The organism is Streptomyces sp. NPDC052023 (genome assembly GCF_044548465.1).
Classification (GTDB): Bacteria; Actinomycetota; Actinomycetes; order Streptomycetales; family Streptomycetaceae; genus Streptomyces.
This window is the reverse complement of record NZ_JBIUBW010000012.1, coordinates 68599-89037: the sequence shown is the minus strand read 5'-3', so window position 1 is coordinate 89037 and position 20439 is coordinate 68599. Positions and strand designations below refer to the sequence as shown.

At 71.9% G+C, this 20439-nt stretch carries 22 protein-coding genes; 13 read left to right on the top strand and 9 right to left on the bottom strand.

What is annotated here, in order from left to right; all coding sequences use genetic code 11:
• Nucleotides 1–1269, top strand: a complete 1269-nt coding sequence (locus tag ACIHCM_RS23620; protein ID WP_399899051.1) for an RNA polymerase sigma factor — start codon at nt 1–3, stop codon at nt 1267–1269.
• Nucleotides 1266–1526 (top strand): hypothetical protein, encoded by a 261-nt coding sequence (locus ACIHCM_RS23615; RefSeq protein ID WP_399899049.1) that lies wholly within the window; start codon nt 1266–1268, stop codon nt 1524–1526. Before ACIHCM_RS23620 ends, ACIHCM_RS23615 begins: the two co-directional genes overlap by 4 nt.
• On the opposite strand, the gene ACIHCM_RS23610 is transcribed toward ACIHCM_RS23615, so the two are convergent.
• Entirely contained in the window at nt 1513–2247 is a 735-nt protein-coding gene (locus ACIHCM_RS23610) for a VOC family protein (RefSeq protein WP_399899046.1), read from the bottom strand. The genes ACIHCM_RS23615 and ACIHCM_RS23610 overlap by 14 nt on opposite strands.
• A 304-nt stretch (nt 2248–2551) precedes the next feature.
• A complete protein-coding gene (sodN, locus tag ACIHCM_RS23605; protein WP_399899043.1) occupies nt 2552–2947 on the bottom strand; it encodes a superoxide dismutase, Ni in 396 nt (131 codons plus the stop codon).
• A 144-nt stretch (nt 2948–3091) separates the two neighbouring features.
• Between sodN and sodX the strand changes: the two genes are divergently transcribed.
• The gene (sodX, locus tag ACIHCM_RS23600; protein WP_399899040.1) at nt 3092–3526 is read left to right on the top strand and encodes a nickel-type superoxide dismutase maturation protease; all 435 of its coding nucleotides are present in this window, start codon (nt 3092–3094) and stop codon (nt 3524–3526) included.
• Here sodX and ACIHCM_RS23595 read toward each other — a convergent pair.
• Nucleotides 3430–4059, bottom strand: coding sequence for a CGNR zinc finger domain-containing protein (locus ACIHCM_RS23595; RefSeq protein ID WP_399899037.1), 630 nt, complete (start codon nt 4057–4059; stop codon nt 3430–3432). The two genes, sodX and ACIHCM_RS23595, sit on opposite strands and share 97 nt — an antisense overlap.
• A gap of 100 nt (nt 4060–4159) precedes the next feature.
• Between ACIHCM_RS23595 and ACIHCM_RS23590 the strand changes: the two genes are divergently transcribed.
• Nucleotides 4160–4918, top strand: coding sequence for a class I SAM-dependent methyltransferase (locus ACIHCM_RS23590; RefSeq protein ID WP_399899034.1), 759 nt, complete (start codon nt 4160–4162; stop codon nt 4916–4918).
• A gap of 78 nt (nt 4919–4996) precedes the next feature.
• Here the strand turns inward: ACIHCM_RS23590 and ACIHCM_RS23585 are convergent, their stop codons facing one another.
• The 3 genes from ACIHCM_RS23585 to ACIHCM_RS23575 all read right to left on the bottom strand — a co-directional run bounded on the left by ACIHCM_RS23585 (nt 4997) and on the right by ACIHCM_RS23575 (nt 7786).
• Entirely contained in the window at nt 4997–5749 is a 753-nt protein-coding gene (locus ACIHCM_RS23585; protein ID WP_393105709.1) for an amino acid ABC transporter ATP-binding protein, read from the bottom strand.
• Nucleotides 5750–5844: 95 nt separating this feature from the next.
• A complete protein-coding gene (locus tag ACIHCM_RS23580) occupies nt 5845–6783 on the bottom strand; it encodes an amino acid ABC transporter permease (protein WP_399899031.1) in 939 nt (312 codons plus the stop codon).
• Between the two features lie 40 nt (nt 6784–6823).
• A complete protein-coding gene (locus ACIHCM_RS23575) occupies nt 6824–7786 on the bottom strand; it encodes an ABC transporter substrate-binding protein (RefSeq protein ID WP_399899028.1) in 963 nt (320 codons plus the stop codon).
• Between the two features lie 568 nt (nt 7787–8354).
• Between ACIHCM_RS23575 and ACIHCM_RS23570 the strand changes: the two genes are divergently transcribed.
• The 5 genes from ACIHCM_RS23570 to ACIHCM_RS23550 all read left to right on the top strand — a co-directional run bounded on the left by ACIHCM_RS23570 (nt 8355) and on the right by ACIHCM_RS23550 (nt 12857).
• Nucleotides 8355–9581 carry an NADP-dependent malic enzyme gene (locus tag ACIHCM_RS23570; RefSeq protein ID WP_399899025.1) on the top strand — a complete coding sequence of 409 codons (1227 nt, stop codon included), beginning with the start codon at nt 8355–8357 and terminating at the stop codon, nt 9579–9581.
• A gap of 664 nt (nt 9582–10245) precedes the next feature.
• The gene (locus ACIHCM_RS23565; RefSeq protein ID WP_399899024.1) at nt 10246–11211 is read left to right on the top strand and encodes a zinc-binding dehydrogenase; all 966 of its coding nucleotides are present in this window, start codon (nt 10246–10248) and stop codon (nt 11209–11211) included.
• Nucleotides 11212–11313: 102 nt separating this feature from the next.
• Nucleotides 11314–11523, top strand: coding sequence for a helix-turn-helix domain-containing protein (locus ACIHCM_RS23560; RefSeq protein ID WP_399899021.1), 210 nt, complete (start codon nt 11314–11316; stop codon nt 11521–11523).
• Nucleotides 11523–12095, top strand: a complete 573-nt coding sequence (locus tag ACIHCM_RS23555) for a Clp protease N-terminal domain-containing protein (RefSeq protein WP_399899421.1) — start codon at nt 11523–11525, stop codon at nt 12093–12095. The genes ACIHCM_RS23560 and ACIHCM_RS23555 overlap by 1 nt, the downstream gene beginning before the upstream one ends.
• A 117-nt stretch (nt 12096–12212) precedes the next feature.
• Nucleotides 12213–12857, top strand: a complete 645-nt coding sequence (locus ACIHCM_RS23550) for a hypothetical protein (RefSeq protein WP_399899018.1) — start codon at nt 12213–12215, stop codon at nt 12855–12857.
• Between the two features lie 75 nt (nt 12858–12932).
• Here ACIHCM_RS23550 and ACIHCM_RS23545 read toward each other — a convergent pair whose 3' ends face one another.
• Both ACIHCM_RS23545 and ACIHCM_RS23540 read right to left on the bottom strand, forming a co-directional pair.
• Nucleotides 12933–13958 (bottom strand): helix-turn-helix transcriptional regulator, encoded by a 1026-nt coding sequence (locus tag ACIHCM_RS23545; protein WP_399899015.1) that lies wholly within the window; start codon nt 13956–13958, stop codon nt 12933–12935.
• 1 nt (nt 13959) lies between these two features.
• Nucleotides 13960–14904, bottom strand: coding sequence for a DUF4097 family beta strand repeat-containing protein (locus ACIHCM_RS23540; protein WP_399899013.1), 945 nt, complete (start codon nt 14902–14904; stop codon nt 13960–13962).
• Nucleotides 14905–15098: 194 nt separating this feature from the next.
• Between ACIHCM_RS23540 and ACIHCM_RS23535 the strand changes: the two genes are divergently transcribed.
• Nucleotides 15099–15944, top strand: a complete 846-nt coding sequence (locus tag ACIHCM_RS23535; RefSeq protein ID WP_399899010.1) for a hypothetical protein — start codon at nt 15099–15101, stop codon at nt 15942–15944.
• 657 nt (nt 15945–16601) lie between these two features.
• Here ACIHCM_RS23535 and ACIHCM_RS23530 read toward each other — a convergent pair.
• Nucleotides 16602–16781: a DUF6104 family protein gene (locus tag ACIHCM_RS23530; protein WP_023586593.1), complete on the bottom strand. Its 180-nt coding sequence runs from the start codon at nt 16779–16781 to the stop codon at nt 16602–16604.
• A 134-nt stretch (nt 16782–16915) separates the two neighbouring features.
• Here ACIHCM_RS23530 and ACIHCM_RS23525 point away from each other — a divergent pair, with 134 nt between their 5' ends.
• The 3 genes from ACIHCM_RS23525 (at nt 16916) to ACIHCM_RS23515 (ending at nt 20437) form a co-directional block, all read left to right on the top strand.
• The gene (locus tag ACIHCM_RS23525; RefSeq protein ID WP_399899007.1) at nt 16916–17266 is read left to right on the top strand and encodes a CU044_2847 family protein; all 351 of its coding nucleotides are present in this window, start codon (nt 16916–16918) and stop codon (nt 17264–17266) included.
• Entirely contained in the window at nt 17263–19227 is a 1965-nt protein-coding gene (locus ACIHCM_RS23520; protein ID WP_399899004.1) for a trypsin-like peptidase domain-containing protein, read from the top strand. Before ACIHCM_RS23525 ends, ACIHCM_RS23520 begins: the two co-directional genes overlap by 4 nt.
• 169 nt (nt 19228–19396) lie before the next feature.
• Nucleotides 19397–20437: an AAA family ATPase gene (locus ACIHCM_RS23515; protein ID WP_399899003.1), complete on the top strand. Its 1041-nt coding sequence runs from the start codon at nt 19397–19399 to the stop codon at nt 20435–20437.
• Nucleotides 20438–20439: the final 2 nt, after the last annotated feature.

Below are 20439 nucleotides of genomic sequence, written 5' to 3'. Positions count from 1 at the left end.
ATGCACCGCACCGACGAGGTGGAGGACCTGTTGCGCCGCAACGCGCCGCAGGTCCTCGGCGCGCTCGTGCGCCGGTACGGGCATTTCGACGCCGCCGAGGACGCCGTACAGGAGGCGCTGCTGGCGGCGGCCGGGCAGTGGCCCTCGGCCGGGGTTCCGGACAATCCGCGCGGCTGGCTGATCAAGGTCGCCGCGCGGCGGCTGACCGACGCGCTGCGCAGCGAGGCGGCGCGGCGGCAGCGGGAGGAACGGGCGGCGGCGCTCACCCCGCGCGACGCCTTCACCGCTCCGCCACCCGGCGCCGACCGGCTGCCGCGCGAGGACGACACCCTGACGCTGCTCTTCCTGTGCTGCCACCCCGACCTCACCCCGCCCGCGCAGATCGCCCTCACCCTGCGCGCGGTGGGCGGCCTGACGACGGCGGAGATCGCCCGCGCCCACCTGGTACCCGAGCCGACCATGGCCCAGCGGATCAGCCGGGCCAAACAGAAGGTGCGCGGCATGCGCTTCGGCCGCCCGGACAACTGGGCGGACCGGCTGCCCGCCGTCCTGCAGACCCTCTACCTGATCTTCAACGAGGGCTACACGGCCACTTCCGGGGCCGCCCTGCAGCGGCGCGAACTGGCCGGCGAGGCGATCCGGCTCACCCGTACGGTCCACCGGCTGCTCCCCGGCGACGGCGAGGTGGCCGGCCTGCTGGCCCTGATGCTGCTCACCGACGCGCGCCGCGAGGCACGCACCGGACCGCACGGGGAGCTGATCCCGCTCGACGAACAGGACCGGTCCCGCTGGGACAAGGCGGCGATCGAGGAAGGTGTCGCCCTGGTCACGCGGGCGCTGTCCGGCGGCCGCCCGGGCCCGTACCAGCTGCGCGCCGCCGTCGCCGCCGTGCACGACGAGGCCCCGTCGGCGCAGGCGACCGACTGGCGGGAGATCCTCGGCCTCTACGACGTGCTCGTACGCCTCGTCCCCGGCCCCGTCGAACGGCTCAACCGCGCGGTCGCCGTCGCCATGGTGCGCGGGCCGCGCGCCGGTCTGAGCGAACTGGACGCGCTGACCGGCGAGCTGGGCGGTGGCCACCGTCTCGACGCGGTGCGGGGGCATCTGCTGGAGCGGACGGGGGAGCACGAGGCCGCCCGCGCCGCCTACGAGTCCGCGGCCGGAAAGACACTGAGCCTGCCGGAGCAGCGATACCTTCGGGTCCGGGCGGCGCGGCTGAGGGACCAGCGCGCCACCCAAGTGCGCCGGACACGGGGAGGATTGGCGTGACGACTGGGGCAGGGGACGGGCGCCGCCGGGTGTGGCGGTGGGCGGTGCTCGTGTGGGCGGTGGCCGTGGCGGCCGGGGGCGCGCTGACGGTGTGGTTGCAGGAGTCGGCCGAGCCGCCGGGGCCGTACCGCTGGGAGGAGGCGACTCCGACGCCGCTGTCGCGTCAGGACGGGGAGACCCACTGCCCCGAGGCGTCGGCGCCGCCGCGCACCGGCGACGGCTCGTACGGCCTGTTCTGCGTCGTCAGGGCAGGCTAGGCAGAGCGCCCGTCTCCGGGTCCCGGCCGGTCAGGCAGTAGGTGCCGCCCGCCGGATCGCGCAGCACCGTCCAGTGGGCACCGGCGGCGACGAACGTGGCCCCGAGCCGCTCGTGCCCGGCGCGGGTCGCGGCGACGTCCGCGCAGGCCAGGTCGTGGTGGGCGGAAAGTGGCCGCTCCGTGCCGAGGCGCTGGAGCAGCACCCGTACCGGCAGCCCGGCCGGGGGCCGGAACACGTGGAACTCCGGGCGGGTGCCCGGCTCGGACTCCCACCCGTCCAGCAGCGTGCTCCAGAACGTGACCTCGGCGTCGTACGACGAAGGCGGCACATCGACACACACCTGATCGAGCCGGGTGCCCCGCACGACGGGCGGCCGCACCGACTCCCCGTGCCACGGCACGGCACAGAACAGCTGACCCGCCGGCGACCGCAGTACGGCCCACCCCTCGTGCCCCGCGGCCACCTCGGCCCCCGCGCGCACCGCCGACGCGGTGAACTCACCGACGTCGCCGACGGCGAAGTCGAGATGCGCGCCGCCGGGTCCCTCGTCGACGCCCTGGACCTTCACACAGGCGTCCGTTCCGTCGGCCGGCAGCAGGGTGACGAACTCGCCCCGGCGGGCGGAGAGCCCGGTGCCGGTGACGGCGGTCCAGAACTTCCCGGCCACCGGGAGGACTCCGGCCGGGCGGTCGATGAAGGCGTACGTCCAGCGGATCGTCATGGCGACGATCGTAGGGCGCGGATCCGGGCTCGCGGGGGCCCGCGGGCCGGGACGGGGACGGGGACGGCGGAGTCCAGACGGAGCCTTTGCCTCTCGTTCAGCGGCAGTCGGGGCGATGCGGAATGCATGGGTCATGGACCACATCACGCTTCTCGTGGCGGTCGTCCACGGAGGACGGAGGCACGGAGCAATGAGGCACGCCCGGAGGAGAACGCGGACGGGGCCCGGCCCGCAGTCGCGGCCGGGCCCCGTCGCTCGCCCCAGACAGGCGGTGGCGCACCGACCGCCCGTCATGCGTGAGGCGTCAGGCCTTCTTGGTCTCCCAGAAGATCTTGTCGATCTGGGCGATGTAGTCCAGGGCCTTCTGGCCGCTGGCGGGGTCGGTGGACGCCTTGGCGGCCGAGAGGGCCTTCAGGGTGTCGTTGACCAGCTGGTGCAGCTCCGGGTACTTCTCGAAGTGCGGGGGCTTGAAGTAGTCGCTCCAGAGCACCGAGACGTGGTGCTTGGCCAGCTCGGCGCGCTGTTCCTTGATCGTGGTGGCACGAGCCTGGAAGTGCGGGTCGTCGTTACCGGCCATCTTTTCCTGGACGGCCTTCACCGACTCCGCCTCGATGCGGGCCTGGGCAGGGTCGTACACACCGCAGGGCAGGTCGCAGTGCGCGCTGACCTTGACCTTGGGGGCAAACAGGCGGGAAAGCATGGAGCATTCCTTCCTCGTGATCGTCTTCTCAGGGGGGACATTACTCCCTGAGCGACGTGATTTCGCGAGTGCCCCCATGGGCTTAGGACAAAAGTCCGGGGTGAGACTGAGACTGGTGGAGGATCGAACCGGGGAGGTGCCGGGATGCCGGAGCTGTCGCAGGAGACCGAGCGCGAAAGGGGTGTCCCGCCCTTCGGACTGGCCGAGGTGACCGGGCCGTCGATGGTGCCGACGCTGTACCACGGGGACCGGCTCCTGTTGCGTCACGGCGTCCGGGCCAGGCCGGGCGACGTCCTCGTCCTGCGGCACCCCTTCCAGCAGGACCTGCTCGTCGTCAAGCGGGCGGCGGAGCGCCGCGAGGGCGGCTGGTGGGTGCTCGGCGACAACGCGTACGCGGGCGGGGACAGCACCGACTACGGTGTCGTGCCCGACGAGCTGGTCCTGGGCCGGGTCGTGTTCCGCTACCGGCCGCGCAAGCCGGATCAGCGTTCGCCGCTGGCCGTGCTGCGCTGGGCGCTCTCGGCGGCCAGGCCCGTCCTCTCCGGCCGGTCGGCCTCCAGGCGTTTGCGCGCCCGGTAGGCGGCCACGTTGGCGCGGGTGGCGCAGCGGTCGGAGCAGTAGCGGCGGGAGCGGTTGGTGGACGTGTCGAGGTAGGCGTTGCGGCACGGGGCCGCCTCGCACAGGCCCAGGCGGTCCACGCCGTACTCGGTGAGGTGGAAGGCCAGACCCATCGCCGCGATCGCCGCGTAGCCCGAGGTGGCGTTCGACGGGTGGTCCGCGAGATGCATGTGCCACAGGGGGCGGCCGTCGTCGTCGCGGTGGTCGTGGCCGGAGATCTGCGGGCTCACCGGGAACTCCAGCAGCAGGGAGTTCAGCAGGTCCACTGCGAGCGTCTCGTCGCCGCCGTCGGCAGCCTCGAAGACCGAGCGCAGCCGGCCCCGGACCGAGCGGAACCTGGTCACGTCCGCGTCGGTGGCGCGGCGGGCGGCCGACTGGTTGCCGCCGAAGAGCTCCCGAACAGCCTCGACCGAGGTCAGCGAGTCCTTGCCCCGGGCCGGCTCCTCGCTGTTGACGAGGCGTACGGCATAGTCCGAGTAATAGGCCAGTTCCACTTGTAGTCCTTACAAAGGGGCTCTATGGTCATGTCTGCGGTCGCGTAACAGCTGATCGTGCTTCCAGGGTATTACGCGGGTGAGTGGAGAAGGGGTTCCCATGACGACGAGCATCGGCACCGACTGGAACGCCTGGCAGGAGAGCTGGGACCGGCAGCAGGAGTGGTACATGCCGGACCGCGAGGAGCGCTTCCGGGTGATGCTCGACATGGTCGAGGCGTTCGCCGGCACGGCCCCGCGAGTACTGGACCTGGCCTGCGGCACCGGCACCATCACCGCCCGCCTGCTCGACCGCTTCCCCGACGCCACCAGCACCGGCATCGACCTCGACCCGGCGCTGCTCACCATCGCGCGCGGCACCTTCGACGGCGACGACCGCGTCACCCTCGTCGAGGCCGACCTGAAGGACCCCGACTGGACCGCCCGGCTGCCCCACGAGACGTACGACGCGGTCCTCACCGCCACCGCCCTGCACTGGTTCCACGCCGAACCGCTCCAGGCGCTGTACGGCCGGATCGCCGGGCTCGTCCGGCACGGGGGCGTCTTCATGAACGCCGACCGCATGATCGACGACAGCACCCCCCGTATCAACGCCGCCGAGCGCACCCTGCGGCACGCGCGCATGGGCCGGGCACAGCAGGAGGGTGCCCTCGACTGGGCCGAGTGGTGGCAGCTCGCCGCCAAGGACCCCGCCCTCGCCGGACCCACCGCCCGCCGCTTCGAGATCTACGGCGACCACGCGGACGGCGACATGCCGTCGGCCCAGTGGCACGCGCGCGTACTGCGCGAGCAGGGGTTCGGGGAGGCACGTCCGGTGTGGTGCTCGCCGTCGGACACGCTGCTGCTCGGGCTGAAGTAGCCCCGCGGACACGGAAAGCGGACACGGAAAGGGGCGGTACGGAGACTCCGTACCGCCCCTTCTGCCGGGCCCGTGCGCTTACAGCACCTTCGACAGGAACGCCTGCGTCCGCTCGTGCTGCGGGTTGGTCAGGACGTCCCTCGGGTTGCCGGACTCCACGACCACGCCGCCGTCCATGAAGACCAGGCTGTCGCCCACCTCGCGGGCGAAGCCCATCTCGTGGGTGACGACGATCATCGTCATGCCGGACTCGGCGAGGTCGCGCATGACGTCGAGGACGTCACCGACGAGTTCGGGGTCGAGCGCCGAGGTCGGCTCGTCGAACAGCATCAGCTTCGGGTCCATGGCGAGGGCCCGGGCGATCGCGACGCGCTGCTGCTGGCCGCCGGAGAGCTGCGAGGGGTAGTTCCCGGCCTTGTCGGCCAGGCCGACCCGGTCCAGGAGCTCCATCGCCCGCACCCTGGCCTGGGCCCGGTTGGTGCCCTTGACCTGGATCGGCGCCTCGATGATGTTCTCCACCGCCGTCATGTGCGGGAAGAGGTTGAAGCGCTGGAAGACCATGCCGATGTCGCGCCGCTTCAGCGCGACCTCGCTGTCCTTCAGCTCGTACAGCTTGTCGCCCTTCTGGCGGTAGCCGACCAGCTCGCCGTCGACGTACAGCCGTCCGGCGTTGATCTTCTCCAGGTGGTTGATGCACCGCAGGAAGGTCGACTTGCCGGAGCCGGAGGGGCCGATCAGGCAGAAGACCTCGCCGGTCTTCACCTCCAGGTCGATGCCCTTGAGGACCTCGACGTGACCGAAGGACTTGTGGACGCCCTCCGCCTTGACCATGGGGACGGCGCTGCCCTTCACCGGGGTGGCCGTCTCCTTGACCTCATCGGTCGTCGCGGTCGTGTCGGTCGTCTCGTTCTTCTCGATCTTCTCGGTCATGCCGTGCCTCCCTTCGGGCGGCCGAGGGACAACATGTTGGCCTTGATCTTCTGCAGTGGCGTCGGCGGCAGCGAGCGGCTGGAACCGCGGGCGTAGTACCTCTCGAGGTAGTACTGGCCGACGCTGAAGATCGAGGTCAGCAGCAGGTACCAGGCGGCCGCGAGGAACAGCATCTCGGCCGGGGCGCCCGAGGTCTGGCCGATGTCCTGGGCGACGCGGAGCAGGTCGGAGTACTGGACGACCGACACCAGCGAGGTCGTCTTCAGCATGTTGATGACCTCGTTGCCCGTCGGCGGCACGATCACGCGCATCGCCTGCGGGATGACGATCCGGCGCAGCGTCTTGGCGTGGCTCATGCCCAGCGCGTGCGACGCCTCGGTCTGGCCCTCGTCGACCGCGAGCAGACCGGCGCGGCAGATCTCGGCCATGTAGGCGGCCTCGTTCAGGCCGAGGCCGAGCAGCGCGGTCAGGAACGGGGTCATGAAGTCCGACCACTCGTCCCGGTAGACCGGGCCGAGGTTGATGTACTCGAAGACCAGGCCCAGGTTGAACCAGACGATGAGCTGGACCAGGACCGGGGTGCCGCGGAAGAACCAGATGTAGAACCAGGCGATCGAGGAGGTCACCGGGTTGTGCGACAGGCGCATCACCGCCAGCACGATGCCGCCGACGATGCCGATCAGCATGCACAGCACGGTCAGCAGGAGCGTGTTGCCCACACCGCCGAGGATGCGGTCGTTGAAGAAGTAGTCCGGAATCGCTCCCCAGTTGATCCTGCCCTGGGAGAACGCGTAGATGACGCCGCCCAGCAGGGCGAGCGTGACGACGGCGGTGACGTACCGCCCGTAGTGCCGGACCGGGATGGCCTTGATGGCCTCCGGTCCGGCCGGGGGCGTGCCGGCCGGACCCGTCGTCTTGTCGATGTCAACAGTCACGGGTGTTGCCTTTCAGTGCCGCTGGTCGATGACCGCGCGGTCACTTGCCGCCGTTGATGGTGGCCTTGTCGACGGCGCCGTCCTCGACGCCCCACTTCTCTATGATCTTGTCGTACTCGCCGTTGGCGATGATCGCATCCAGAGCGGCCTGCAGGGCGTCCCGGAGCTGGGTGTTGTTCTTGGCCACGGCGATGCCGTACGGAGCGGCCTCGACCTGCTCGCCGACCAGCTCGAAGTCGTTGCCGCCACCGGAGGTCTTCACCGCGTACGCGGCGACCGGGAAGTCGGAGGAGCCGGCGTCGGCGCCGCCCGCGCGCAGGCGGGTCTGGGCCTGCTGGTCGTTGTCGAAGGCCTCGATGGAGAGCTTCTTGTTCTTCGGGCACTTCGCGGCCTCGGCCTTGGCGAGGTCCTCGGAGACCGTGCCGCGCTGCAGCACGATCTTCTTGCCGCACAGGTCGGACCAGGTCTTGATGCCCTGGTCGTCGCCCTTCTTGGTGTAGATCGAGACGCCGGCGGTGAAGTAGTCCACGAAGTCGACGCCCTCACCGACCTTCTTGCCGGTGTCGGAGTCGATGCCCTCCTGGCGGTCCTTGGTGTCGGTCATCGCGGACATGGCGATGTCGTAACGCTTGGAGCGCAGACCGGTGAGGAGGGTGTCGAAGGTGCCGTTCTCGAACTCGAAGGTCACACCGAGCTGCTTGCCCATGGCGGCGGCGACGTCCGGGTCGATGCCGACCGTCTTGCCGGAGCTGTCCTTGAACTCGACCGGCGCGTAGGCGATGTCCGAGCCGACCTTGATGACGCCCTTGTCGCGGATCTGCTGGGGCAGCTTGTCTGCCAGCGGGGCCGCGCTCTTGGACGCGGTGTCCGTGCTGTCCGAGCCACCGCTTTCCGTCTGGTCACCGCAACCGGTGAGAAGCAGGGCGCCTGCGACCGCGATCGAGCCGACCGCTGCCAGCCTGCTGCGTGCGGCGGTCGTACGACGGGTGGAGCTTGCGGTCATGGTGGGTTCCTCCGGCGGATGGGTGAAGTGCCGATGGGCGGCAGTTGCCGATGGGTCGACGAGAACACACAGCTTCGGGTGTCGCGACCTCGTGTGATTACGGCATCTTGCCATTCGGACTGGCCCATTCAGGCGACCCGTCATGTCAAAATCGGATAACGGGTGACCCCCGAACCAGACCACTCCGGTACATCACGACCGGACCTTCTACGGGAATATGCGCTTCCGGCCGCAAGTCCTTCGGTGTGTCTCAGGATGTGGATGTACGGAAGCCGGTGTTTGGCGGCCATTGCGGCTTTGTCAAGGGTTTAACGGGCGCTTGTCCCCATATTCGGCCATGAGTCATGTCACTGGCATGTGATCTTCCCGTGATGGACTCGTCGGCGATGCCCTCCGTCCGGTAAGAAGGTTCTTTAACCCCTCATCCGGGGCTCAGGGCGCGTGTGCGGCGCGCCCGTCGCGTAGCTGCCCGAACGCATCACCTCCTGGCTCTGCGCGGTGCCCGCCCGCTCCTCACCAGGAGCGGAACCCACCCTCAAAACCATGAACACTTAAGGGGTCAGACAAAGTGGCAGCGGAGATCGTCAATCCTCGCAGCGACAGCGGCACGGAGCAGGAAGGAGGGGCCGCGGAGCCCCTCGATTCCTTCGATCCGGCGTTCGCGCTGCACCGCGGCGGCAAGATGGCCGTGCAGGCCACCGTGCCGGTCCGCGACAAGGACGACCTGTCCCTGGCGTATACGCCCGGCGTCGCGAAGGTGTGCACCGCGATCGCCGAGCAGCCGGAACTCGTCCACGACTACACGTGGAAGTCGTCCGTCGTCGCCGTCGTGACCGACGGTACGGCGGTGCTCGGACTCGGGGACATCGGACCCGAGGCCTCCCTTCCGGTGATGGAGGGCAAGGCGATCCTGTTCAAGCAGTTCGGCGGCGTGGACGCGGTGCCGATCGCGCTCGCCTGCACGGACGTCGACGAGATCGTCGAGACCGTGGTCCGCCTCGCTCCCTCCTTCGGCGGCGTGAACCTGGAGGACATCTCGGCGCCGCGCTGCTTCGAGATCGAGCGCAGGCTCCAGGAACGGCTGGACATCCCGATCTTCCATGACGACCAGCACGGCACGGCGGTCGTGACGCTGGCGGCCCTGCGCAACGCCGCGCGGCTGACCGGGAAGACGCTCGCCGAACTCCGGGCGGTCATCTCGGGCGCCGGCGCGGCCGGTGTCGCGATCGCGAAGATGCTGGTCGAGGCCGGCATCGGGGACGTCGCGGTCGCGGACCGCAAGGGTGTCGTCTCCGTCGACCGGGAGGATCTCACGCCGGTCAAGCGCGAGGTCGCGGGCTTCACCAACAAGGCCGGGATCTCCGGTTCGCTGGAGGTGGCGCTGGAAGGCGCGGACGTCTTCATCGGCGTCTCCGGCGGTACGGTGCCGGAGGAGGCGGTCGCCTCCATGGCCGAGGGCGCGTTCGTGTTCGCCATGGCGAACCCGAATCCCGAGGTGCACCCCGATGTGGCGCACAAGTACGCGGCGGTCGTCGCGACGGGCCGGTCGGACTTCCCGAACCAGATCAACAACGTGCTGGCGTTCCCGGGGATCTTCGCGGGCGCGCTCCAGGTGCGGGCGTCCCGGATCACCGAGGGCATGAAGATCGCGGCGGCCGAGGCGCTCGCGGGCGTTGTCGGGGACGACCTCGCCGCGGACTACGTCATTCCGTCGCCGTTCGACGAGCGGGTGGCGCCCGCGGTGACGGCCGCTGTCGCGGCCGCGGCGCGGGCGGAGGGCGTGGCTCGCCGCTGAGGCTCCCTTGTGCTGGCCCCGCCCTGTTCGGGCGGGGCCATCTTTCTTTCCGCCCGCCCGCCCGTTCGGGTGTGCAGGGGGGCGCCGCCGGTAGGGGTGGGCCGACGGTGGGGGCGGGCTGCCGGCGGGGGCGGTTGCCGTTGGCGGGTGCGGGCTCGGCTGCTGGGCGGAGTCGCGGGCGTACGTGCGGATCGTCGCTGTGGCGTGTGGCGTGTGGCGTGTGGCGTGTGGCGTGTGGCGTGCGGCCTGTGGCGTGCGCCGTGTGACGTGTGGCGTGCCGTCTGCGGTTGTCACGGGTTTCGCGGGGGCCTGGGTGCCGAGGACGCCGGCGAGAGGGCTGGGTGGCGTCATGGTGGGGCTCGTGGCGCGGGTGTGCGCGGGTGTGCGCGGGGCTGCGGAGGCGGGGAGAGCGAGCCGAGCAGCATCGTGGGTGTGGGCTTGCAGGCCGGGTGCTGCGGGGGTCGGTTCGCCGGCCGGGCGGTGTCGTGGGCGTGGCCCGGTGCGGTGTCCGGTGTGGTGAAACGTGGTGGGCCCGCGGCCGGGACGCGCCCGGGTGGGCCCGGAGGTCTCCGGGTCGGCCGTAAGGGGTGGTCCTGGCAAGTGGGCATGTGTCACAGGGGTGTGCGGTTCCGTCCGGGCGGGGGCGCAGCCTATCGTCGGGCGCATGTTCGCTGTCTACGCCGCCCGAATCGACCGTGACCAGCCGCTCAGCGGCCTGGAGTTGGGGGAGCGCCCCGCCCCCGAGGCCAGGCCCGGCTGGAGTGTCGTCGACGTCAAGGCCGCCTCCCTCAACCACCACGACCTGTGGTCCCTGCGCGGCGTGGGCCTCGCGGAGGACAAGCTGCCGATGATCCTCGGCTGTGACGCCGCCGGCGTCGACGAGGACGGCAACGAGGTCGTCCTGCACTCCGTCATCGGTCAGACAGGGCACGGGGTCGGCCCGCAGGAACCCCGTTCCATCCTCACCGAGCGCTACCAGGGCACGTTCGCCGACCAGGTCGCCGTACCGACCTGGAACATCCTGCCCAAGCCCAAGGAACTGTCCTTCGAGGAGGCCGCCTGTCTGCCGACGGCCTGGCTCACCGCGTACCGCATGCTGTTCACCAACGCCGGCGTGCGCCCCGGTGACTCGGTGCTCGTGCAGGGCGCCGGTGGCGGCGTGGCCACGGCCGCGATCGTGCTCGGAAAGGCCGCCGGGCTGCGCGTCTTCGCCACCAGCCGGGACGAGGCGAAGCGCAAGCGTGCCCTGGAGCTCGGTGCCGTGGAGGCGCTGGAGTCGGGTGCCCGGCTGCCGCAGCGCGTGGACGCCGTGATCGAGACGGTCGGCGCCGCCACCTGGTCCCACTCGGTGAAGTCGCTGCGCCCCGGCGGCACGCTCGTCATCACCGGTGCCACGAGCGGTGACCGCCCCGCCCACGCCGAGCTGACCCGCATCTTCTTCCTGGAGCTGAAGGTCGTCGGTTCCACGATGGGCACCAAGGACGAGCTGGAGGACCTGCTGTCCTTCTGTGCCGCGACCGGCGTCCGCCCGGTCATCGACGAGGTGCTGCCGATGGACCGGGCCCGCGAGGGCTTCGAGCGGCTGGAGTCGGGCGGGCAGTTCGGCAAGATCGTGCTCACCAACGGCTGAGACTCTCCGCTCGTCCGTACGGCGGCCGGTCCGGATGCGGGCCGGCCGCTGTGTTGTCAACCCTGGTTGACAGGAGCGTTCCTGTCAACCTAAGTTGACATCATGAGCGATGCCACGGAACTCGCCGAGCGAGCCGGTGACCGCGATCCGCGGGTGGGGCTGCGCGCCGTCGCCGCGCTGCGGAGGCTGCTGGAGCAGTTGGAGGCCGTGCAGGTGCGGAGTGCGCGCCATCAGGGCTGGTCGTGGCAGGAGATCGCCGCGGAACTCGGTGTGAGCAGGCAGGCCGTGCACAAGAAGTACGGGAGGCGATGATGTTCGAGCGGTTCACGAAGGATGCGCGTGCCGTGGTGAAGGGCGCCGTCGAGCACTGCGAGGGGGCGGGGGCACAGACCGTCGAAGCGGAGCACCTGCTCCTCGCCCTCCTCGCCCTGCTCGACCGCGGGACCGGCCGGGGCTCGTTCGCGCTGGCCGCGCTCGGGCTGGACCGGAGCCGGGAGTCGGTCGTGCGGGCACTGGAAGAGGCTCGGCGGCGTGCTGGTCTGTCGCAGGCCGATGCCGACGCGCTGGCCGGGCTCGGGATCGACGTCTCGCAGATCGTCTCGCGGGTGGAGGAGACGCACGGCGTGGGAGCGATGGCCGGGGACCGGGGGGACCGGGGGTGGTGGAGCGGGCGGCGCACCTTCAGCCGCGGTGCCAAGGACGTGCTGGAGAAGTCCCTGCGCATCGCCGTCGCCCGCCGTGAACGGACCATCGGCGACGAACACATCCTCCTCGCCCTGACCGCCCGCCCGGGCGTCCCCGCCGAGGTGCTCGCCGACCATGGCGTCACGTACGAGTCGGTGACCCGCGTGCTCGGCGACGGGGAAGAGGCCAAGGCGGGCTGAACCGGCGCCGCCGCCGCGCGCGGCCGGAGCGCTCGCCCGGGGTGCGGTGTCAGTGGCGGGTCCTACGGTGGGCGGCGTCGACGTCGTTTCCGGACGTCCTGCTGCCGAGGAGCTGCCGTGACCGTGTCCGAGCCGGTGCCGCTCGCCTTCGTGCCGACGGAGGGTGCCGTACGAGAGGCGGTGACGAAGGCCGGGGGCCAGCCGGTGTGGCTGGCGGAGCCGCAGTGGCCGTTGTCGGGCACGACCGGTGAACCCATGGAGTTCCTCGCGCAGTTCGCCCTGGGGGACGGACGTCTGGCCTATCTGTTCATGACGGGCGACGAGGACGACTTCGTCGACGGCACCTATGAGCCGGAGGCCGGGGAGAACGCGCTCGTGATCCAGCCCGGCGGCCGGATACCCGACTTCGTGACGGTGGCCGGCCGGGCCGAGGGGCCGAGCGCGGGCGCCGACCACCTGCCGTGCGCGCCCCAGGACGACGCCGGGGCAGGTGACGAGGGTGGCGAGGGCAAAGTGGCTGAAGGTGAACAGGCTGAGGGTGAAGAGGGGGACGGCGGGCGGCCGTTGCAGTTCCTCGGCGGACCCGGCATCGAGCCGAACTGGCTCCAGGGCGAGGAGCCGCCCGGTGACGGCTGGTGGCTCGTCGCCCAGCTGGACTCCTGCGACCTCCCCTTCGACGTCGACTTCGGCGACGCGGGCATCGGGTACGCCTTTGTCTCGCCGGACGGCAAGGAGGGCCGCTTCCTCTGGCAGTGCTGCTGACCTTCGGCAGTACGGCGGACGGTTCTCCTGGTCATCGGCGCCGCTCGGCACGCACCTCGCGGCGCCGGTCGGCCTCTACCCCTTCGGTACCCGCAGCAGCGCCCCGATCTGCGCCGCCGCCGTCGACAAATGACGCCGCGCGTCCCGGAGCTGGTCCGGCGTCACGCCATGGTCGCGGGCCGCGTCACGGATGTCGTCGCGAAAGCGGTCGAGGAGCCGGTCCAGGTCGCGGGCCGGGTCGCCGCCGGCGGAGTCCTCGTGGGCCCAGGCCGGCTCGTGTTCGGCCGGGAAGTCCTCCGGAGTCGTCGAGTACTCCGGGGCCGGCCTCGCCGCTCCACCGCGCCCGAATCCGAGGTCCTTGCCGAAGTCCTTCCCGAACTCGCCGAACCCCTTCGCGAGTTCCGTCAGTCCCTCGCGCAGCCCTGTCGGCCAGTCACCCCGCGCGAAGTGGTCCTGCACCTGCTCCTGCACCTTCCGGGCGATGCGCTGCATCTCCTCCTGGGCCTGCTCCCGGGCCCGCTCCTGCGCCTCGTCGGCCTGGCGCCGCGCCCGCTGGGCCTCCTCGCGGGCCCGGCGGCTCTCGTCCTTGGCGCGCCGGGCCTGCTCCTTCCATTCCTGCTTGACCCGCCGCATCTCCTCCTTCGCGGCGCGCCAGGACTCCTTGTCGGTGTACTCCGTGGACTCCCCGGCGTCACCGCCCGACGTGCCGTTCCGGCGGGCCGCGGTCGCCGCTGCCCGCATCTCGCGCCGCAGATCGCCCGCCGCGCCCCGCACATCGGCACGGATCTCGGCGGCCAGCTCCGCCACCGACTCGCGGATCTCCAGCTCCAGGTCGGCCAGTTCACCACTGCGGTCGGCCAGCTCTGCGCGTCCGGCGTCCGTGATGGCGTACACCTTGCGGCCGCCCTCGGTGGTGTGGGTGACCAGGCCCTCGGCCTCCAGCTTCGCCAGGCGCGGATAGACGGTGCCCGCCGACGGGGCGTACAGCCCCTGGAAGCGTTCCTCGAGGAGGCGGATCACCTCGTAGCCGTGTCGCGGGGCCTCGTCGAGCAGCTTCAGCAGGTAGAGGCGGAGACGGCCGTGAGCGAAGACGGGGGGCATGTCAGAGCACCTTCTTGTCGGTCGTGCCATCGGCCGGGGCGCTGGTCGGTTGCACAGCCTCGCCCGGGCCGGAATCCGGATTCTCCCTCGTTGCGTCGTGCCGCTCGTCCGCCGGGGCGGGCCATGCTCCGTCGTCCTCCACGGGCGGGCGGCGCAGCAGGGCGATCGAGCCCGAGACTGTCGTGGCCTTCAGGCGGCCGTTGCCCGCGCCGAGGCGGCCGGTGATGCGCTTGGCGCCCCACTGGCCGGTGACGCGGAGGTCCTCGAAGGCGTTGGAGACGGCCCCACTCGCGGTGTTGGCCTCCACCTCCGCGTCCGCGGGATGCGGGAGCCGGATCGCGATCTCGCCGGAGACGCTGGTCAGGCTGATGTCGCTCGGGCCGCCGGTCGGATCTATGTCGACGATCATCGAGCCGCTGACCGAGTCGGCCTTGACGGAGGAGCCGGCGCCCTCGACCACGGTCAGATCGCCGGAGACGGAGTTGAACCGAAGGTCGCCGCCGAGCGCCTGGGCCTCCAGGCTCCCGGAGACGGTGTCCGCGCGGACCGGTCCCGTGAGCCCGACGAGCGTGGTGTCCCCGGAGACGCCCTTGACCTCGGTGTGCCCCTCGATCCCGGAGATCACGGCGGCGGCGCTGACGGCGCCGACCTCCACGCGGGTGCCCGTGGGGACCGCCAGCGAGACCTCCGCGCTGCGGCGCCAGCCCTTGCGGTCGAGCCACTTGAGGAAGCCTTTCCAGGGCAGGTCCTCGTACGCCACCGTCAGCGTGCCGCCCTGCTGGGTGACGATCAGGGGCGGCCCCTCGATCCCGCCGATCTCCAGACGGGCGGAACCTTCGTCGGTGCCCACCACGTTCACCGTTCCGTTGACGATGCGGACGTGGAGCTTCCTCACGGGCTCGTCGAAGGTGAGCTTCCTCGGCTCGGCGACGGACCACTCGGGCATGGTGCTGACCTCCTCGAACCTGCCTGACCGCACACGGGAGAGGGCGGACAGACCTCGACACGCCATATCGCGTCTTCCGTGATTCACGATATATCGTGGCCGTGGGAAGTCAAGGCACTCTTTTCGGTGACCCGGTGCCGCTATGCGTCCCGCGAAGCGGGGCAAATATGGATACATGCCCCTACCGTGTGGGCATGCCGACGGAAGACCCCCAGGCCGGACCACGCGCGGCAGGCACGCCGTCCACCGGCGCCCTGCTCCTCTGCCGGGCGGCCCCCGACGCCGTCGCCCCCGTCGCCCAGCTGCTCCGCGAGCGCATGGCCCTCGCCGGTGCCGGTCACGACTGGAGCGTCCTCGTTCCCGAGGGCGGCCCCTGGCTGCGGGGTGCCGAACCCGTCGACCGCGTTCTCACCGGCTGGGCCACCGCCCTCGCCGTCGGCGCGCCCTGGCCCGCGCTCGCCCTGTGGTGGGACCCGGACGGCGCGGGCCTCGCCCTGGCCTGCGGCTTCCGTCGCCCCGTCGGCTACGACTGGCTGGCCGACGGCACCCCCGCGGGCGGGGACGAGGCGATGCGCACCTTCGCGGCCCGCCTGGACCTGGACACGCTTACCGACGCGCAGGCCCTGGGCCGCCTCACGCGACCGGACGCCGAGGCCGACGCTCCCGGCCGCCTGCGCGCCCTCCTCGCACTCCTCACGCGCGCGGGCGTCGTACTGCCGCCGGGCCTCACCCCGGGTGCCCCGACGGGCCACCTCCTCGGCGCTGCCCAGGCCTCGCCGGGTGCCCGCACGATCGAGGTGCCGGGGCGAGGCGGCACGGCCGCCGAGGCTGTCGCCGACGGTGGCCGCCTGATCGCCTGCCTGCCGTGGTCGGGTGACCCCAGGGCCAGCGCCCTCGCTCTCGCCCAGGTGGCCGCCGGTGTCCCGCTCGCCGCCTGGGGCGTACGCCGCCACAGCCCCGGCTGGACCGCCGCGGGCCTGTTGCTCCTCGCCCACGGCGGGCTGAGCCTGACGTACAACTTGGCCCACCCGCGCGACTGACGACACCTCCCGGTCCAGGGAACGGGCGGCGCCCGCAGGCTACGCAGGCCTCGGCCCCGCATCGGTTGCGGGCCTCAGGTGGGCCGCCACACAGACAGGGGGCGTCGGGTGTCCGCCCCGTAACGGCTGCGGGCTTGAGATCGGCACCCCGTACCGGCCGCGTGTCTCCGGTGTCCGCCCGCTTCGGCCGCGGGGCTCAGGCCGTCACCCGATGAAGACCATGGGCCGCAGGTCGCCACCCCGCACCGCCACGAGGGCTCCGCCGCCCGTCCTGTACCGGCTGCCGCAGGTCGGCACCCCGCACCGGCCACGAGGGCCCCGGGCGCCCGTCCCGTACCGGCCGCGTGTCTCCGGTGTTCGCCCGCTTCGGCCGCCTCAGGTCGGCCCTGTACCGGCCACGAGCCCCCGGTGTCCGCCCCCACCGGTCGCGGGCCTCGCGTCGGCACCCAGCCCGGCCACGGGCCGTCGGCACCCCGCATCGGCCACGAGGGCCTCAGGTCGGCACCCCGCCCCGGCCACGTGCCTTCGCAATCCGCCCCGCCCAGCCCCGGCCGCAGACCCCAGCCGCAGCCCCCAGGCCCCCGCCAAGCTCCTGGCGCAGAGCCGTTCCGCCGGGCCCGTGCTCACATCACGAGCGCGCCAGGTGCGACCCCGCCCCTACTCCTCGTCCTCGTCGTCCAGTCGCGCCAGCCATGTCGCCAGGCGTTCCACGGGCACCTCGAAGTCCGGGTTCAGGTCGACGAACGTGCGCAGTTGCTCGGCGAGCCACTCGAAGGTGACCTCCTCCTCGCCGCGCCGCTTCTCCAGCTCTTCGATGCCTCGGTCGGTGAAGTACATGCCTTCAGAATATGCGCCACTTGGCGAGTTAACGGCCTCCCCCGGGAGCGGTGCGGAAGGCTAGCCTCATCGCACTCCAAGGGTGCGCCGGCTGTGGCCGGTTGGACGGAACGCAAGCTCGACGGGGGAACGCCGTGAGTCACATCCAGGACATCGAACTGCCCAACGGCATGGTGGTCACCGCCCGGGTCGGGAGCGCCGACGCCTACGGCGACCAGGAGGACGTCGGCTTCACGGACACCGCGCGGGCCAAGGTCGAACAACTGCACGAATTGATCACCGGCGTAGGCGCCACGGTGCTCGACGCCGCCCGCGCCGCCAGGCCCACCGAGGCCGCCATCACCTTCGGAGTGGAGCTGACCGCCAAGGAGGGCCTGGCCGTCGCCGTCCTCGCCCGTGGAGAGGCCAAGGCCTCACTCCAGGTCACCCTCACCTGGCAGCTCGACCGCCCGGCCGACCCCCGTCAGGGACCCACCGGCGCATGACCGGGCCCAACGAACGCCTGCACGCCCTGGCCACGGCCGCCACCGTGCACCTGCTCCCGGCTGGGGGAGAGGACAAGCCTCTGTGGGGCAGCGGCTTCTTCGTGGCCCCGGGCTGGGTGCTGACGGCCGCCCATGTGCTGCGCCAGCACCTGAGGACGGACCGGGAGCTGACCTTCCGGGTCCGGGGCGAGGGGGTCGACGCCGAGGCGCGGCTGGCGCAGTGGCTGCTCACCGACCCCGACCGGCCCGTCGTACCGCTCGACGAGGACCTCGCGCTGGTGCGCCTGCGGGGCGACGCGGAGGAGCAGCCCCACGAGTGTGTGTGGCTCGCCGACAGGGCCGTACGGCACTCCGGTCCGGTCAGGGTGTACGGCTACTACCCCGAACCTCCGCACACCCACGCCCGCGCCGTGGACGCCGAGATCAACGGCCACGAGGACGAATACGGGCTGATCATCAGGCCCGACGTCGACTTCCCGGCCGGGGTCTCCGGCGGCCCGCTGCTCGACCCGGCCACCGGGGCCGTGGTGGGTCTGGTCAAGTCGCGGCGCAAGCAGCAGGACGGCGGCAAGGCGGTCGCGATCGCGGCGCTGCGCCGGTTCGGCGAGACCTACCGCGCCGTCATCGCCGCCCACGACCGGTGGCACGGCATGGAGCCGGTCTCCGAGAGCGGGGACAACTGGGTCGACCAGCAGTGCGGACCGGTGGCCGACGCAGGGGCGGGGTGGACGCCGACGGATCGCCGGGAGGCGCTGAATCTGCTGGCCACGCTGCCCGCGCCACCGGACGCGCCCACCGTGGAGGCGCTCGCGACCCGGGCCCGCAGCGGCACGAGACTGCCCGGCCCGCCGCCCGACCTGCGGACCTGGCGCGACGGCTACGGGCTGCTCTACGAGGGCGCGCACCCGCTCGACCCGCTCGCGTTCCTGCGTTACCTGCGGTTCGTCGACGCCTACGTGCGGGCCCGGGGTGAACCGTGCGCCCCGCTCGGCGCCTGGATCGAGCGGCGGCTGCGCCGCGATCCGCGCCGCGAGATGCACGCCTTCGTCCGTGACGTACGGCTGCCGGACGAGCTGTGCGCCGCCCCGGCGGAGCGGGCCGGGCGCGTCGTGATCCCGTATCCCGGCCCCGGCGAGGGCCCCACGGTCGCCGTCCTGCTCGACCCCGTGATCGGCTCGGAACCCACCCGCTTCTTCTGGCAGATCTGGCTCGACGACGGCGACGGCACGGGTGATCCCGAGCTGCACGAGACCGACGACTCCGTGCACGGCCGGCTGCCCGGCGAACTCGTCCAGGCGCTGCGCAGGCCGCTCGGCGACCTGTTGCGCGCCAAGGACCGCAGGGACCGTCCGGTGCCGCTCGAAGTCGCCCTGCCCGCCGAGCACTTCGACATCGCGGTGCACCGCTGGCGGTTCGACGACATCGCCCAGCTCGACGACGCCGGGCACCTCGGGGCGCGCCGCCGGGTGGTACTGCGCTCGCTCGCACGCCGGGGAGATCCGGACAAACTGTGGACCGACCGCTGGCAGGCCATGACCGCCCGGCAGCGCTTCGTCTCCTGGCGCACTCCGCAGCGCGGCGTCGTGACCACCGGCCTCGGCTACCGGGAGGCGGCCGTCGACCGCATCCCCGTGATGTGCCGCCCGGCGGGCCGCGGTCCGGGGCGGGCCGCGCTGAAGCTCGCCCTGGAGAACGGGCACGGCGTCGCCCTGTGGCACATCGACGGCCATGCCACCCGCACCTGCGCCGAGGACTGCGACACCCTCCACGCCAAGGCGCAGGAACTGCTCGGCACCCTCGGCTCGCTGGCCGAACTCCCCGACCGGCTACGGCATCTGAGGCAGGACATCAGCGAGCGGCGCGCCGGCCACACCTGGGCCGAACCGCTCGCGCTGCTCTACGACGACCCGCGCAGGCCGCTCCCGGCCGAGGAGACCGAAACCCTGGACGCGCCGCTGTGAGCACCCCGCCCGCCCGCACCACCGGCCGAAGGGCCCACCGCGACGGGCGGCCGAAAAGATCGGTGCCGCGGGCCGGGCGTGGGTACATTTCCAGGGGCCCGTTGTGGGTGCGCGACGCCCCCGTCAGCCAGGACGTGGACCACCACCGACCGTCGACGAGGAGCGCAGCATGAGCGAGTGGTTCGTCTACCAGGGCGACGGGCGCCCGGATCCGGACAGGATCGACCGGCTGCCCGGCCCGCCGCCGTGGCGGGCGTTCGACGCCACGGTCGTGCCGTACGACGTCCCGGCCCTCGACTCCGCCACGCACCGCAGGCTGGGCGGCGACGCCGCACCGCTGCCGATCCAGGACTCCGGCACCCTCGAACTCGTCAACGCCGCCCTGTACCTGAGGCGCCCCCTGCTGGTCACCGGCGAGCCGGGAGTCGGCAAGTCGACGCTCGCGCACTCCGTCGCCCACGAACTCGGCCTGGGCCGGGTCCTGGAGTGGCCCATCGTGAGCCGCAGCGAGCTGCGGGACGGCCTCTACACGTACGACGCCATCGGGCGGCTTCAGGACGCCCAGCTCAGGCGTGCCGCGGAGGATCCCGCGCCGCGCCTGCGCCGCCGCCGTGCCCAGGCACCGGAGTCCGAGGACATCGGCCGGTACATCAAGCTCGGCCCGCTCGGCACCGCGCTGCTCGCCGCCGACCGACCCCGGGTGCTCCTCATCGACGAGCTGGACAAGAGCGACATCGACCTGCCGAACGACCTGCTCAACGTGCTGGAGGAGGGCAGGTTCGCGATCCCCGAGCTGGAGCGGATCGCCGACCGGACGCCGGTGGTGCGGGTGCTCACCGACGACGGACGCAAGGTCGAGGTGACGGAGGGGCAGGTGCGCTGCCGCGCGTTCCCGTTCGTCGTCATGACCAGCAACCGCGAGCGCGAGTTCCCCGCCCCGCTGCTGCGCCGCTGCATCCCGCTGGATCTCAAGGCGCCCCGCGACGAGCGCCTCGCCGCGCTGGTCCAGGCACACTTCGGCCAGGACGCCCACGAGGCTCACCACGACATCGTCGACCACTTCACGGAGGCCGAGGCGGACGGTGCGCTGCGCCCCACCGACCAGCTGCTCAACGCCATCTTCCTGGCCCAGCACGCCGCCCGGGACGCGGCGCGGCGCGAGGAGATCGCGGAGCTGCTGATGCAGCCCCTGGACCGCGGGCCCAGGTAGCC

Bases quoted from the DNA above. Each gene is read 5' to 3' on its own strand.
- ACIHCM_RS23620 (WP_399899051.1), top strand. From the start codon at position 1: ATGCACCGCACCGACGAGGTGGAGGACCTGTTGCGCCGCAACGCGCCG.
- ACIHCM_RS23610 (WP_399899046.1), bottom strand. From the start codon at position 2,247: ATGACGATCCGCTGGACGTACGCCTTCATCGACCGCCCGGCCGGAGTC.
- sodN (WP_399899043.1), bottom strand. From the start codon at position 2,947: ATGCTTTCCCGCCTGTTTGCCCCCAAGGTCAAGGTCAGCGCGCACTGC.
- sodX (WP_399899040.1), top strand. From the start codon at position 3,092: ATGCCGGAGCTGTCGCAGGAGACCGAGCGCGAAAGGGGTGTCCCGCCC.
- ACIHCM_RS23590 (WP_399899034.1), top strand. From the start codon at position 4,160: ATGACGACGAGCATCGGCACCGACTGGAACGCCTGGCAGGAGAGCTGG.
- ACIHCM_RS23585 (WP_393105709.1), bottom strand. From the start codon at position 5,749: ATGGTCAAGGCGGAGGGCGTCCACAAGTCCTTCGGTCACGTCGAGGTC.
- ACIHCM_RS23575 (WP_399899028.1), bottom strand. From the start codon at position 7,786: ATGACCGCAAGCTCCACCCGTCGTACGACCGCCGCACGCAGCAGGCTG.
- ACIHCM_RS23565 (WP_399899024.1), top strand. From the start codon at position 10,246: ATGTTCGCTGTCTACGCCGCCCGAATCGACCGTGACCAGCCGCTCAGC.
- ACIHCM_RS23560 (WP_399899021.1), top strand. From the start codon at position 11,314: ATGAGCGATGCCACGGAACTCGCCGAGCGAGCCGGTGACCGCGATCCG.
- ACIHCM_RS23555 (WP_399899421.1), top strand. From the start codon at position 11,523: ATGTTCGAGCGGTTCACGAAGGATGCGCGTGCCGTGGTGAAGGGCGCC.
- ACIHCM_RS23545 (WP_399899015.1), bottom strand. From the start codon at position 13,958: ATGCCCCCCGTCTTCGCTCACGGCCGTCTCCGCCTCTACCTGCTGAAG.
- ACIHCM_RS23540 (WP_399899013.1), bottom strand. From the start codon at position 14,904: ATGCCCGAGTGGTCCGTCGCCGAGCCGAGGAAGCTCACCTTCGACGAG.
- ACIHCM_RS23535 (WP_399899010.1), top strand. From the start codon at position 15,099: ATGCCGACGGAAGACCCCCAGGCCGGACCACGCGCGGCAGGCACGCCG.
- ACIHCM_RS23530 (WP_023586593.1), bottom strand. From the start codon at position 16,781: ATGTACTTCACCGACCGAGGCATCGAAGAGCTGGAGAAGCGGCGCGGC.
- ACIHCM_RS23520 (WP_399899004.1), top strand. From the start codon at position 17,263: ATGACCGGGCCCAACGAACGCCTGCACGCCCTGGCCACGGCCGCCACC.
- ACIHCM_RS23515 (WP_399899003.1), top strand. From the start codon at position 19,397: ATGAGCGAGTGGTTCGTCTACCAGGGCGACGGGCGCCCGGATCCGGAC.